Raw genomic sequence first — 362 nt, 5'->3', positions numbered from 1 at the left:
GCAGGCCCAGGCTCTTGGCCACCTGCGCGCCGGTGCCGGGCAGCACCTGCATCAGGCCCATGGCGTTGGCGCCGGAGCGCGCGGTCGGGTTGAAGATGCTCTCGGCACGGATCTCGGCCGCGACCCAGGCCGGGTCGATCCCGTTCTTGAGCGATTCGCGGCGGATGGTCTCGCCGTGGTGCAGCGGGAAGCGCAGGTAGTACAGGCGCTGTTCCTGCGGGGTCTTGTTGAGCGAGAACACCGCGCGGTCGAACCAGTTGTAGCCCTGGGCGATCTCGATCGCCAGGCGCCGCTGGGTGTCGTCGAAGCGGCTCAGCGCGTCGTCCCATTCGCGGATCGCCCAGGCCGCGCGTTCGATCTGG

Annotated in this window: 1 protein-coding gene; it reads right to left on the bottom strand. The window is 69.6% G+C overall.

The annotated features are described in order from the left end of the window. On the bottom strand, window positions 1-362 hold a 362-nt coding region (locus HKX41_10700), incomplete at both ends, for a transglycosylase SLT domain-containing protein (protein NNC24599.1).

Origin of the sequence: Salifodinibacter halophilus (genome assembly GCA_012999515.1) — a bacterium.
In the GTDB taxonomy this organism is placed as follows: Bacteria; Pseudomonadota; Gammaproteobacteria; order Nevskiales; family Salinisphaeraceae; genus Salifodinibacter; species Salifodinibacter halophilus.
This window is presented reverse-complemented; position numbering and strand designations above follow the sequence as displayed.